Source organism: Brooklawnia cerclae, from assembly GCF_011758645.1.
In the GTDB taxonomy this organism is placed as follows: Bacteria; Actinomycetota; Actinomycetes; order Propionibacteriales; family Propionibacteriaceae; genus Brooklawnia; species Brooklawnia cerclae.
The window spans coordinates 230132-242624 of record NZ_JAAMOZ010000001.1 but is presented as its reverse complement, the minus strand read 5'-3'; the positions used below and the strand labels follow the sequence as shown (position 1 = coordinate 242624).

11 protein-coding genes and 1 riboswitch are annotated in these 12493 nt (G+C 68.5%); of the genes, 7 read left to right on the top strand and 4 right to left on the bottom strand.

Translation table 11 applies throughout. The annotated features are described in order from the left end of the window. Window positions 1-2 precede the first annotated feature (2 nt). Together FB473_RS01150 and FB473_RS01145 are read right to left on the bottom strand one after the other, a co-directional pair. Window positions 3-2510, bottom strand: coding sequence for a glycoside hydrolase family 65 protein (locus tag FB473_RS01150; protein ID WP_167164064.1), 2508 nt, complete (start codon window positions 2508-2510; stop codon window positions 3-5). Continuing rightward, window positions 2507-3220: a beta-phosphoglucomutase family hydrolase gene (locus tag FB473_RS01145; RefSeq protein WP_167164061.1), complete on the bottom strand. Its 714-nt coding sequence runs from the start codon at window positions 3218-3220 to the stop codon at window positions 2507-2509. The genes FB473_RS01150 and FB473_RS01145 overlap by 4 nt, the downstream gene beginning before the upstream one ends. 478 nt (window positions 3221-3698) lie before the next feature. Between FB473_RS01145 and FB473_RS01140 the strand changes: the two genes are divergently transcribed. Further along, window positions 3699-4790 carry an NAD(P)-dependent alcohol dehydrogenase gene (locus FB473_RS01140; protein WP_167164059.1) on the top strand — a complete coding sequence of 364 codons (1092 nt, stop codon included), beginning with the start codon at window positions 3699-3701 and terminating at the stop codon, window positions 4788-4790. Between the two features lie 10 nt (window positions 4791-4800). On the opposite strand, the gene FB473_RS01135 is transcribed toward FB473_RS01140, so the two are convergent. Continuing rightward, the gene (locus FB473_RS01135) at window positions 4801-6438 is read right to left on the bottom strand and encodes a phospholipase D-like domain-containing protein (protein ID WP_167164057.1); all 1638 of its coding nucleotides are present in this window, start codon (window positions 6436-6438) and stop codon (window positions 4801-4803) included. A 288-nt stretch (window positions 6439-6726) separates the two neighbouring features. Next, window positions 6727-6836: riboswitch (TPP riboswitch) on the top strand. 46 nt (window positions 6837-6882) lie between these two features. On the opposite strand from FB473_RS01135, the gene FB473_RS01130 reads away from it, so the two are divergent. The 6 genes from FB473_RS01130 to aroD all read left to right on the top strand — a co-directional run bounded on the left by FB473_RS01130 (window position 6883) and on the right by aroD (window position 11670). Then, window positions 6883-7530 carry an ECF transporter S component gene (locus tag FB473_RS01130; RefSeq protein ID WP_167164055.1) on the top strand — a complete coding sequence of 216 codons (648 nt, stop codon included), beginning with the start codon at window positions 6883-6885 and terminating at the stop codon, window positions 7528-7530. A gap of 10 nt (window positions 7531-7540) precedes the next feature. Continuing rightward, complete coding sequence (locus tag FB473_RS01125) at window positions 7541-9025, top strand: ABC transporter ATP-binding protein (RefSeq protein ID WP_167164053.1); 1485 nt, start codon at window positions 7541-7543, stop codon at window positions 9023-9025. Then, window positions 9022-9813 carry an energy-coupling factor transporter transmembrane component T family protein gene (locus FB473_RS01120; RefSeq protein ID WP_167164050.1) on the top strand — a complete coding sequence of 264 codons (792 nt, stop codon included), beginning with the start codon at window positions 9022-9024 and terminating at the stop codon, window positions 9811-9813. The genes FB473_RS01125 and FB473_RS01120 overlap by 4 nt, the downstream gene beginning before the upstream one ends. A gap of 1 nt (window position 9814) precedes the next feature. Beyond that, entirely contained in the window at window positions 9815-10408 is a 594-nt protein-coding gene (locus FB473_RS01115; protein ID WP_208390391.1) for a nucleoside/nucleotide kinase family protein, read from the top strand. A gap of 184 nt (window positions 10409-10592) precedes the next feature. Continuing rightward, a complete protein-coding gene (locus FB473_RS01110) occupies window positions 10593-10829 on the top strand; it encodes a hypothetical protein (RefSeq protein WP_167164048.1) in 237 nt (78 codons plus the stop codon). Window positions 10830-10893: 64 nt separating this feature from the next. Further along, window positions 10894-11670, top strand: coding sequence for a type I 3-dehydroquinate dehydratase (aroD, locus tag FB473_RS01105; protein ID WP_167164046.1), 777 nt, complete (start codon window positions 10894-10896; stop codon window positions 11668-11670). A gap of 41 nt (window positions 11671-11711) precedes the next feature. Here the strand turns inward: aroD and FB473_RS01100 are convergent, their stop codons facing one another. Then, the gene (locus tag FB473_RS01100) at window positions 11712-12371 is read right to left on the bottom strand and encodes a cytidylate kinase-like family protein (RefSeq protein WP_167164044.1); all 660 of its coding nucleotides are present in this window, start codon (window positions 12369-12371) and stop codon (window positions 11712-11714) included. Window positions 12372-12493: the final 122 nt, after the last annotated feature.

The window sequence follows — 12493 nt, the reverse complement described above, 5'->3', positions numbered from 1 at the left end:
CGTCAGACGGCCGTGATCTGCTCGGTGCGAGCGTCCTGGTCGGGAACCTCCGGCACCTCGGCGGTGATGAGCGTCCCGTCGGCACGGCGCCCCCCGACCACCGGGTGGGAACTGGCCAGCGGGGGCAGGTAGACCCCCTGGTTCTCGAGTTCCACCTCGACCGTCTCGTCACCGATCGTGTACTCGGTGCCGCGCACGCGCACGATCACGGGCTCGCCGGACTCGAGGCGGAAACGAATGTGCCGATGCGTCAGGAAGACCCGGATGCGGCTGCCGCGATACGTCAGCGGGAACCGCAGGTGATGCCACCTGATCGGCAGCCTCGGGTCGAAGCTGAGCACGTCGCCGTCGTCCCGCAGACCACCGAAACCGCTCACCAGAGCGCGCCAGGTGCCGGCTGCGGACGCCACGTGGACGCCGTCCGCGGTGTTCTGGTGTGTGTCGCCGATGTCGACGTACAGCCCGTTGTAGAAGTAGTCGAGTGCCATCTGCTGGTGGCCGACCTCCGCCGCGATGATCGCCTGCATGACCGCGCTGAGGCTCGAGTCCCCGGTGGTGATCGGGTCGTAGTACTCGAAATCGGCACGCTTCTGCTCGCTGGTGAACTCACCGCTGCGCAGGAACAGGGCCAGCACAACATCGGCCTGCTTCAGCACCTGGAACCGGTAGATGACCAGCGGGTGATAGTGCAACAGCAGCGGGTAGCTCTCGGGCGGGGTGTTCTCCAGATCCCACAGTTCCTTCAGCAGGAAGGCGTCGTCCTGCGGGTGGATGCCCAGGCGGTCGTCGAAGGGGATCCTCATGCCGCAGGCGCAGCGCTCCCACTCCGACACCTCGGTGTCGGTCAGCCCCACGGCGTGGACGAGGCGGTTGTAGGCCTCCGGATCCCGGTCGCGCATGAGCCGGACCATCCGTGCGGCCAGCCGCAGGTTCCAGCGGGCCATGACGTTGGTGTAGGTGTTGTTGTTCACCACGGTGGTGTACTCGTCCGGGCCGGTCACCCCGTGGATCTCGAACACGGCCTCGGCGTTGACCCGCCAGAACCCGAGATCGGCCCACATCCGGGCGCTCTCGACGAGCAGCCAGGCCCCCTCACCGAACATGAATTCGTCGTCGCCGGTCATGGCCCCGTAGTGCCCCACGGCGTAGGCGACGTCGGCGTCGATGTGGTACTGCGCGGTGCCCGCGGCGTAGTACGCGGACGCCTCCTCGCCGTTGATCGTCCGCCACGGGAAGAGCGCACCCTTCACCGACACCTCGCGCGCCCGGTCGCGGGCCTGCGCCAGGTGCGTCGAACGGAACCGCAGCGCGTTGCGGGCCTGTTCAGGGCTGGTGAGGGTCAGGAAGGGCACCATGTACACCTCGGTGTCCCAGAAGTAGTGACCCTCGTAGCCGTCACCGGTGAGCCCCTTCGCGGGCACACCGGAGCCGTCGGCACGGGCCGCCGCCTGGGCGAGTTGGAAGATGCACCAGCGCACGGCCTGCTGGACGCGCGGCTCGGCTCCGACCTCGACGTCGCTGCGCCGCCAGAAGTCGGCGAGGTAGTCCTGCTGCTCGGCGTGGTAGTGGGCGAAGCCCGCCTCCCGCACCCGGTCGAGGGTGCGGCGGACGCGGTCGCTGAGCTCGCGCACGGGCACGCCCCGCGAGGTGTGATAGGCGACGGCCTTCGTGATGAGGATCGGCTTGCCCTGCTGCGCCGAGATGCGATAGATCTTCCGCCCCATGTCGGGGGTGGTGTCGTCCAGTTGCTCGTAGACGTTGTCGGTCGTGATCGCGTGGTCGGCGCCCACGGCGAGCGTCATGCCGGAGTTGGCCGACCGATACCCGAGGATCATCCGCCGCGGGCTGTGCCAGTCCATCTGCGGCACCAGCACACGGTGGTCGAGCGACCGGTTCTTGCGCGGGTCGGCGGTGCCGCGCTTGTCGGTCCGCTGCCCGGCGAACTCGTCGTAGTCCTCCTTGTTGACGATCTGGGACGAGATCGCCACCGGCGCGTTGCCGTCGAGCAACGTCACTTCGAAGGTCATGAGTGCCAGGTGCCGTTCGGTGAAGCTCACCATGCGCGTCGAGCGGACGCGCACCCGCTTGCCCGCGGGGGTACGCCAGACCAGGTCGCGCCGCAGGATGCCCTCACGGAAGTCGATCGACCTCTCGTATGCCTGGAGGTCGGCGACGCTCAGCAGCAGCGGCTCGTCGTCCACGTACAGCTTCAACATGGTGGACGACGGCGCGTTGATCATCGTCTGCCCGGTCTTGGCGAAGCCGTACGCGCTCTCGGCGTGGCGGATGTCCCAGGTCTCGTGGAACCCGTTGATGAAGGTGCCGGTGAAGTAGGAGTCACGGCCCTCCTCGGGGTTGCCCCGGAAGCCCATGTAGCCGTTGCCCACAGAGAACAGCGTCTCCAGCTTGCCCAGGTCGTCCGGGCGTGGGTATCGCTCGATCAATCGCCACGGATCCGCCGGAAAACGGTGGTCGTCCAGCGGGTCCCCCTCGATCCTCTCCCTGATCACGGCAGCAGTTCCTCACAGTCCTCGACGACGAGGTCCGCCCCCGCCGCGCGCAAGGCATCGGCACCGGCGCCGCGATCGACCCCGACGACCAGCCCGAAGTCTCCCGCGTGCCCGGCTGCGACACCTGACAAGGCATCCTCCAGCACGACGGCCTGCGCCGGTTCGACGCCCAGTATGCGAGCCGCGTGCAGGAATGTGTCGGGCGCGGGCTTGCCCTTCAACCCCAGGTCGCGGCTCACGTTGCCGTCGACCACGGTGACGAACAGGTCGCGGATGCCGGCCGCGCCCAGCACCGCCTCCGCGTTGCGGGACGAGCTCACCACTGCCATCGGCAGCCCGAGGTCGCGGAGCGCGTGCAGGAGGTGCAACGATCCCGGGTAAGGCGCGATGCCGTCGCGTGCCAGCACCTGGTTGAAGTACTCGTTCTTCCGGTTGCCGAGCCCGGCGATCGTCTCGGCCGTGGGCGCGTCCGACGAGTCGCCCAGAGGCAGGTTGATGTGCCTGCTCGACAGGAAGCAGGCGACGCCCTCGTAGCGCGGCCTGCCGTCGACGTACGCGAAGTAGTCGTCGTCGGTGTACGGATCGTCCGTCCCCCGGGCATGCAGATAGTCGTTGAACATCTGCGCCCACGCCCGCATGTGTATGTCGGTGGTGGGGGTGAGGACGCCGTCGAGGTCGAACAGCGCCGCGCGATAGTTGGTCCAGGCCACCCCACAAGCGTAGGGACGAGGGGCCGGACCTTCCAACGGCAGCCGGATTCTGACGGCGCCGGATTCGCTACCGGCTTACACCGCTGCGCCGGACCACGGTGCCCGTTTCTGCTCCGGCGACCCGGCCACCGGGCGGAAACGGTTCTTCCGGCCGGCTGCGGGTGATTCCCGTCACCCGATTCATCTGCGGGACGAGGCACTCGGATGACACGTGTCGTCATTCCGCCATCAAAATGGCATTCATCGAACACTAATGCCGTATCAATGTCAGCCATTGAAATTCATGACGACTAGCAAAAACAGCGTTTTAATCATCAACCAGTGACACGTGTCGTCATAACGGATGACGATGCGAAAATATTTGCTTGTTCCCGAGTCTTCACAGACGAGATGACGACCCTTTAATCTTGTGGTGGGTCGACCTACGAAAGTGCAATGGAGCAATACGTGGAGCGCTACTCCACCAGGAAGAGGAACCATGCAGACACAAGCAGCACTGGTCGCCCGGAAGGGTGCCCCCTACGAGATCGAAGACGTCGACATCGCTCCCCTGCGTCCGGACGAGGTGCTCGTGGAGGTGGCAGCCTGTGGCGTCTGTCACACCGACGACGTGGTGAAACACCAGCTCATACCCGTTCCGTTGCCGGCTGTGCTCGGCCATGAGGGCAGCGGCACCGTGCTCGAGGTCGGAGCCGGGGTCGACGACCTGCGGCCCGGCGATCACGTCTGCTTCTCGTACGGCTCGTGCGGACGCTGCCCCGAGTGCCTGGCGGCGCGACCGTTCCAGTGCGAGCGGTTCAACGCCATCAACTTCGGGGGCACGATGCCCGACGGGACGACCCGCCTGTCCCACGGGGGCGGGCCGGTCTCCAGCTTCTTCGCACAGTCGGCCTTCGCCCGCCACGCGGTGGTGCACCGCAACGGTCTGGTCCGGCTGGATCCTGACGTCGACCTCCATCTCGCCGCGCCATTGGGCTGCGGCATCCAGACCGGAGCCGGAGCCGTGCTGAACCGGCTGCGCCCGACCGTGGGCTCGTCCATCGCCGTGTTCGGCTGTGGCACCGTGGGCATGAGCGCCATCATGGCCGCGAGACTGGCCGGCTGCGCCCAGATCGTGGCCGTCGGTGGGAACCCCGCCAGTCTGGAACTCGCCGAGGAACTGGGGGCGACCGCGACGGTCAACCGTCACGAGCACCCCGACACCGCCGCGCGGGTCAAGCAACTGACCGGTGGCGTCCACTACGCCATCGACACCAGCGGCGTGTCCTCCATGGTCAGGAGCGCCCTGGCAAGTTGTCGTCCGGGAGGCACCGCCGTGGTTCTGGGTGCCACGGGCGACCTCACCATCAATGTCCAGGCCGAGCTCATGGGCGACAACAAGAGCCTCATCGGCATCGTCGAAGGTGAGGCCGTGCCCGCATTGTTCATACCGATCCTGCTCGAATACCACCGTCAGGGCCGATTCCCCTTCGACCGGCTGATCAGGTTCTACTCCTTCGACCAGATCAACCAGGCCGTGGACGACTCGGCCTCGGGCAAGGTGATCAAGGCCGTACTCACGATGTGCTGACGAGCCGGGCTCACATCAACGGCGAGAACGTCCGCAACGCCAACCAGATCGCCCGGCGCCACCAGGGGGCCGCCCGTACCTCGGCCAGAGTGACGCGACGCGAGACGGCGATCGTCGCGTCGAAGTCTGCACTCATCGCCGCGATCGCCTCCGTACGATACATCCACACGGCGTTCTCCTGGTGCAGGTAGAAACTGCGGAAATCAAAGTTGATCGTCCCGATGATGGCGAGTTCGCCGTCCACCACCATCTGCTTGGCGTGCAGGAATCCGGGCGTGTACTCGTACACCTCGACGCCCGCCTCGACCAGCGGACGATAGTTCGACCTGGTGACGGCGTAGACGTACTTCTTGTCGGGGATGCCCGGGGTGATGATTCGTACCCTGACCCCCGACGAGGCCAGCGACGCCAGCACGTTGATCATCTCGTTGGTGGGGACGAGGTACGGGGTCATCAGGTCGACCCGCTGGTCGGCGCGGCCCAGCAGGTTGCGGTAGGCCGCCCAGCCGAGCGAGACGTCGTCGAACGGGGTGTCGTCGTAACTGACCACGATGCCCGAGCCCGACGCCAGCGCGGCGACCTCGTCCTCCGGCGGGCTCAGCGCCGCCAGGTCGGTGTGCTCGCCGGTCACGAGGTCCCAGACGGTGAAGAACAACGCGGCCAGCCCCCATGCGCCGGGGCCCGCGAGCCGGATCGTCGTGTCCTTCCAGTGCCCGAACCGCTCACGCTGATTGATGTACTCGTCGGCGATGTTGATGCCGCCGGTGAACCCCACCAAGCCGTCGACGACGAGGATCTTGCGGTGGTCACGATTGTTGTAGCGCAACGTGAGGCCCGGCCCGAACTTGTTGACCGGCTGGACACGGATGCCCGCCCTCGTGAGATCGCGGACGAACCCGGAGGGCAGGTTCCAGATCGAGCCGAGGTCATCGTACATGAACCGCACGTCGACGCCCTCGGCGGCCTTGCGCCTGAGCACGTCGAGGGTACGGCGCCACATGACCCCCTCGGAGACGATGAAATACTCACAGACGATCCACCGCTCGGCCCGCTCGAGCGCCTCCAAGATCGCCTCGAACGCCTCCTCACCCACGGGATAGTAGGTCGTCCGCGTACCCTCGTACGGCACGAAAGGCCCTACGTTGGACAGGAAGGCGATCTGCCTGGCCGCGTCGGGCTCCACGCTGACGACCGGTGCGAGCTCGTCGCCTCCGGGCATCTCGCGAGGTTCCTGGCCCTCGCGCCCCGGCAGCACCAGCAGCCTGCCGGGTGCGCTCACCTGGTCGATCTGGGCGAGATCCTGCAGCGCCCGGTAGCGGGCGAGCTGCCGGCGGGTGCCCGTGCGCGAGCCGAAGAGCAGGTAGAAGACCCCTCCCACCAGCGGCACCAGCATGATCGGGATGGCCCAGGCGAGCTTGTACTCGATCTGCATGCGGGAGTTGAGGATGAACACCAGCACACCGAGGCTGATAAGGAGAGACACCGTGCCCACCCAGGGCGCCGACTCGGCGCCGGTCAGGAGGACGAAGGCGAAGACGAAGATCTGTGCCGCGAGCGCCAGAGCCGTGATCGCCACCCTGGCCCAGACAGCGAGAAAACGCTGACCCGCGTGGTGGGGGCGGGGGCTCGCCAGCTCGGTCGACGGCATGTCGCCCAGTATCCCGCAGGCGGGCGGCCCCGCGCGGTTGGACGCGGCGGTGACCGGGGCTCGTCCGGGTTTTCGTGGTCGGCACCCGGGGCACGCAAGCGATTCCGTCCCTCACGCGGCCCGCCTGACCTCGCGCGGGCGTCGTCGCTTCCCGCGGGCCGTACACCACCCGCGGGAGCACACGGCACTCGCGTGAATGACACCGCACCCGCGGGAGCACACACCGCAGCGAGGCGGCACCCGGGGCACACGAAGCACCTGGCCGGGCGCCCCCGCTTCGGCTAACATGTCCACAGACACGGGAGCCCGGTGAACCGGGCTGAGAGGAGGGCTTCCAGCCCTCGACCGTCAAACCTGATCTGGGTCATGCCAGCGCAGGGAGACTCTCTTCGGGGTCGTTGGTCGACTCCAAACCCGTGCCCGGATCCTTGAGGAGGGCACACAATGACAACGAATACACCGGCGACGAACACGGACGAGAGCACACCGCTCACGTCGAACCGCTCCTGGCGAGTGGTCGACATCGTCGTCGCAGCCGTGCTCGGCGTAGCCACCGGCCTGATCTTCTTCGGCTGGAACACCGTCGGGTACGCCTGGTTCCAGGCCATGGACGCGATCACCCCGGGCCTCGGCGGGATCGCCGCGGGCATCTGGTTCCTCGGCGGGCCGCTCGGCATGCTCGTGATCCGCAAGCCGGGGGCCGCGATCTTCGTCGAACTGGTCGGCGCCGTCACATCAGCGCTCATCGGCAATGTGTGGGGCATCAGCACGCTCTACTCGGGCCTGGCACAGGGGATCGGCGCCGAGATCGTCTTCCTGGCCTTCGCCTACCGCAACTACCGCCTGCCCGTCGCCCTGCTGTCCGGTGCCCTTGCGGGCGTCGGAGCCTGGACCCTGGAGCTGTTCACCAGCCCCAACCTGCCCAAGGGCTTCACCTTCAACGCGATCTACCTCGTGTGCACCGCGGTCTCGGGTGTCGTCCTGGCAGGGCTCGTGGGCTGGCTGGTCGTCCGGGCGCTGGCTCGTACCGGCGTGCTGAGCCGTTTCGCGTCCGGGCGGGACGAGCAGGCCCGGGCCGAGACCGCCGCCTGATCGTCGTCGCATGATCACTGCGGACGACTGGGGCTGGCGCTATGCCGGGCGTTCCTCGTGGGCCGTCCGCGGAGCGAGCCTCCACATCGCCGACGGGGAGCGGGTGCTCCTGCTCGGGGCGAGCGGGTCGGGCAAGTCGACCCTGCTCGCCGCGCTCGCCGGCGTCCTCGGGGGCGCCGACGAGGGAACGGAGACGGGCAGGCTTCTCATCGACGGAAAGCATCCCTCCCGCCTGAGGGGCCGGGTCGGCCTGGTCATGCAGGACCCGGAGTCGCAGGTCGTGCTCGCCCGGGTCGGCGACGACGTCGCGTTCGGCTGCGAGAACCTCGGCATGTCACCCGAACAGATCTGGCCGCGGGTGCACCAGGCCCTCGACGCGGTGAACCTGCCGCTGTCGCTGGAACATCCCACGGGCGCGCTGTCGGGCGGCCAGAAGCAACGGCTCGCCATCGCCGCCGCGCTCGCGATGCAACCGGCGCCCGGCGATCCCGGGGGAAGCACGCCCATCCTCTGTCTGGACGAGCCCACGGCGAACCTCGACCCACAGGGCATCCGGGAGGTCCGGGACGCGATCGGGCGCGTCGTGGCCGACCGGCGGACGACCCTGGTCGTCGTCGAGCACCGTATCGATCTGTGGGCCGACCTGGTCGATCGGATCATCGTGCTCGGTCCGGGAGAGGTGATCGCCGATGGTCCCGCGGCCCAGGTGCTCCGCGATCAGACCGAGACGCTGCTGGCCGCCGGGGTATGGGTGCCGGGCGTCCCCACAGGCCTTGACCCGCGAACGACCCCGGCGTCCCCGGGACCGGTGCTGGTCACCGAGCACCTGCGAACCGGCTACGAGGCCTCCCACCCGGTGAGCGACGATCTGCGAGTCGCCGTCCCCGAGGGCCTGAGCACCGTGATCACCGGCCCCAACGGCGCCGGCAAGTCGACCCTGGCACTCACACTGGCGGGGCTGCTCCGGCCACTCGGTGGGAAGGTGATCGCGGGCCCCTCGCTGCGTCCCACCCATCGGGGACGACACCTGGTCCCCGCCGACCCCCACACCTGGACGAGCCGAGACCTCCTCACCCGCCTCGGCACGGTCTTCCAGCAGCCGGAGCACCAGTTCGTCGAGCGCAGCGTCCGGGCCGAACTGGCCGTCGGGCTGCGAGCGCTCGGCTGGGACACCGGGCGCGCCCAGGCCAGGGTGGACGAGCTGCTGAGCGTCCTGCACCTCGAAGCACATGCGGACGCCAACCCCTTCACCTTGTCGGGTGGCGAACAGCGCCGGCTCAGCGTCGGCACGGTGCTGGCCACGAGTCCGCAGGTGATCGTGCTGGACGAGCCGACGTTCGGCCAGGATCGCAACACCTGGAGCGATCTGGTCGGGCTCGTGCGGGGCATCCTCGACGAGGGCCGGACGATCGTGTCGGTCACCCACGACCGGGACTACCTGGACGTCCTCGGCGAGCACGAGATCTCCCTCACGGCCGAACGGATCGCGGCATGACCGTGGACCCGGCCCCGCACCTGCGGCAGCCCACCCGACTCGACCGGCTCAACCCCGTCACCCGGCTCGCGCTGGCGATTCTGGCGTCCGTGCCGATCCTAGCCACCCTTGACCTAGTCAGCGCCGGGACGATGCTCGTCTGTCAGCTGATCGCCTTCCTCGCCTGCGGGGTACCTGCCCGACGGCTGGCCCGCAGGCTCGCGCCGCTGCTGCTGATCGCCCCGATCGGCGCGATCAGCATGGCGCTGTACGGCAAGCCCGGCGGGCGTATCTGGGCCCATTGGTGGCTGCTGACCGTCAGCGACGACTCGCTGGTCATGGCCGGAGCGGTCTTCCTGCGCATCCTCGTGCTCGGCACCGCCGCGATCGTCCTGGTCGGTGGCGCCGACCCCACCCGGATGGCCGACGGCATGGCCCAGATCGTCCGCCTGCCGGAGCGTTTCGTGCTCGGGACGCTGGCCGGGGTGCGCATGATCGGCCTGTTCGCCGAGGACTGGCGGACGATGACGCTGGCCCGCAGGGCCCGCGGCCTGGGTGATGCCGGACGCGTCCGCAGATTCGCGACCATGGCGTTCGCGCTGCTGGTGTTCGCGATCCGGCGCGGCACGAAACTCGCCACCGCGATGGAAGCCCGCGGCTTCGGCGGCAAGCAGAAACGCACCTGGGCGCGCCCATCCTCGCTAGGCCTGCCCGACCTGGTGGGGCTGCTGGTCACGCTGGCGATATGCGCGCTGTCGATCGGGTTGGCAGTGCGCATGGGCACGTTCTGGTTCGTCGGGTGGTCGTGACATGCCCGAGACGACCGATGCGAGGACGATCGAGCTTCCCGGCGACTGGCCGCTGCTGGTGGACGATGTGCTCACCGCCGCGGCCGACCGCCGGCCGGTCGTCCTGCTCGACGGGGGCTCCGGCTCGGGCAAGACCACGCTCGCCCGGGCGCTGCGCCGCGAACTGGCCGCACGCCTGGGCCCCGTACAACTCGTCAGCCTGGACGACTGCTACCCCGGTTGGCACGGCTTGGCGCTGGCGTCCCAGTGGGTCTGGCAGACGATCCTGGCCCCCGACGAGCCCGGGCATCCCACATGGGACTGGCGCCACGACGAGGTGTCGGGCTGGGTGCCGCTCGATCCCGAGCGGCCGATCATCGTCGAAGGTTGCGGGGCGATCAGCATCCGCAGCGCACCGCTGGCCTCCTCCCGCCTGTGGTACGAGGTGTCGGCGGACGAGCGGAAGCGCCGCGCCCTCGGCCGCGGCGACGGCGACGGCTTCCGGCCCTGGTGGGACGACTGGGCTGAGCAGGAGGCGGCGCTGTGGTCGGTGAACCGACCCTGGCGGCTGGCCGACTGGGTGGTGCACGGCGACCTGGAGGCATCTCCCGATTAGGGAAACGCTGATCAACGATCCCTGAGCCTGTCGAAGGGTCGTGAAACTGCCGTCCGGCAACGGGCTTCGACAGGCTCAGCCAGCGTTGCCCGCATTGATCAGCGTTTCCCTGATTCGCAACGGAGTTATCCACAGGTTTGAGCTGCCCCTTTCGAGCGAGCGCTTCACCCGGAAGGCTTGGCCCATGCACCCCCGCAAGCGAATCCCGGCCGAGCTGCTGATGCTCGCCGACCAGCAGGCTCACTACCACCTGGTGCGAGGCCGGGTCACCCTGCGCTACGGCTGGATGGACTGCACGGAGCGGTCGTGCGAGGCGGCCCACCAAGTGGCGCTGGTGCTGCGGCGCTGCGGTTGGGACGAACCGTATCGCGGTTGCCCCGACTGCGCCCTCGCAATCAGTGTGGAAGATTGTGGTGCGTAGTCGCACCACAATCTTCCACACTGACGGGTTTCGTCTTCGCCGGTCACTCGCTAACCTGTCGGGCATGAGCGCGTCACGTCAGGGCCCCACCCTCACAGTGCGAGGCGTCGTCCTGGGGCAGGGACGCCCCAAGGTCATCGTCCCGTTGACCGACGCGCACGAGGCCGGCCTGATCGCGGCAGCGAGACGCATCGCCGCCAGCCCCGTCGACATGGTGGAGTGGCGTGTGGATCGCTTCGACGGCCGGGGCAACCGGGAACGCGTCCGCCGTGTCGCCGCCAGGCTCAGGGAGACGATCGGTGACCGGCCCCTGCTGTTCACTCCCCGCACTCAGGACGAGGGCGGCGAGTGGGCTCCGTCACCCGACGCCTATCGCGACGTGGTGGCCGACGCATGCGCCGGCGGCGACATCGACCTCGTCGACGTGCAGTACCTGCACCCAGCGGCCCGTCGCTGCATCGAGACGGCGCATGCCCATCACGTGCCCGTGATCGCGTCGAGCCACGACTTCCAGGCGACCCCGGCTCTACCTGCGATCATGGATCAGCTGGAAGCGATGCAGTCGGCCGGCGCCGACGTGTGCAAGATCGCTGTGATGCCGCACAAGCCCGAGGACGTCGCCACCTTGCTGGCTGCGACCGCACGCGCACACGAGACCGCCCGCGTGCCGCTGCTCACCATGTCCATGGGAGCTCTCGGGGGCATCAGCCGCCTGGCGGGGCAGGTGTTCGGCTCGTGCGCCACGTTCGCCACGCTCGGGGACGAGGGCTCGGCGCCCGGCCAGATGCCGCTGGACGAGGTGCTGGCGTCCCTCGATCTCATCGGGCGCGGGCTGGCCTGACGGACGAGGCAACCGCCAAGATCGTCGTCGCCCGACCAGGCTCAGCCTCGCGAGGGCTGGGCCGGTCCGTCGCCGGCCAGGTTGTCCGTTGCACACAGGGCCGACGCGATCACCCGCGAAGCCTGCTCGACGTCCAGCCTGCAGGTGTTCACCACCAGGTCGTAGTGCTCGAGCCCGCGCGGATCGTAGCCGTAGGCGAAGACGGCCAGCCGGGTGCGCACATCGTCCTCGAGTTGCATGCGCAGCGCCTCGCGTTCGGCGGCGTAGTCGGACGCCTCGGACGCCCGGTTGACCCGCTCGGCCCATGAGCCGTCGAGCATCACGTGGAAGGCGTTCGGCCAGTCCCGCAGGATGAAGGCGGCGTTGCGTCCCAGGATGACGCCACCCGCACGCGCCGCGTTGCGCACGGTTCGCGTGTTGTGGTCGATCCGGGTGGCTACGGCATCGAGGTCCGCGTTCGACAGAGCGGCGTCCACCACGGCGTCCGGCCCCAGGTTCTGCAGCAGCCGCTCGAAGGCGTCGTTGGTACCGGCCTCGGGATCGAGGGCCAGGGCGACGGCGTCCGGGGTCAGCGACGGCCCCACAACCGGCACTCCGAGCAACTCGCCCAGCCGGAGCCCGATCCGGTCCATGAGGGAACCGCTGGTTTCGAACAGTGTGACGACGGGGCCCACGCCTGCCGGGGCATCCGATCCGGTCATGATGTTCCTCCCCTAGGATACGACCACTCTAGGAGGGCGACCACCCGCCGTGACGAGTGCGGCGAGAAGATCGTGGAAGATTGTGGTGCGACTACGCGCCACAATCTTCCACACTGATCACC

What these genes read in the sequence shown, in the direction of transcription:
- FB473_RS01140 (WP_167164059.1), top strand. Translation starts at nt 3,699, where the DNA reads ATGCAGACACAAGCAGCACTGGTCGCCCGGAAGGGTGCCCCCTACGAG.
- FB473_RS01135 (WP_167164057.1), bottom strand. Translation starts at nt 6,438, where the DNA reads ATGCCGTCGACCGAGCTGGCGAGCCCCCGCCCCCACCACGCGGGTCAG.
- FB473_RS01130 (WP_167164055.1), top strand. Translation starts at nt 6,883, where the DNA reads ATGACAACGAATACACCGGCGACGAACACGGACGAGAGCACACCGCTC.
- FB473_RS01125 (WP_167164053.1), top strand. Translation starts at nt 7,541, where the DNA reads ATGATCACTGCGGACGACTGGGGCTGGCGCTATGCCGGGCGTTCCTCG.
- FB473_RS01120 (WP_167164050.1), top strand. Translation starts at nt 9,022, where the DNA reads ATGACCGTGGACCCGGCCCCGCACCTGCGGCAGCCCACCCGACTCGAC.
- FB473_RS01115 (WP_208390391.1), top strand. Translation starts at nt 9,815, where the DNA reads ATGCCCGAGACGACCGATGCGAGGACGATCGAGCTTCCCGGCGACTGG.
- FB473_RS01110 (WP_167164048.1), top strand. Translation starts at nt 10,593, where the DNA reads ATGCACCCCCGCAAGCGAATCCCGGCCGAGCTGCTGATGCTCGCCGAC.
- aroD (WP_167164046.1), top strand. Translation starts at nt 10,894, where the DNA reads ATGAGCGCGTCACGTCAGGGCCCCACCCTCACAGTGCGAGGCGTCGTC.
- FB473_RS01100 (WP_167164044.1), bottom strand. Translation starts at nt 12,371, where the DNA reads ATGACCGGATCGGATGCCCCGGCAGGCGTGGGCCCCGTCGTCACACTG.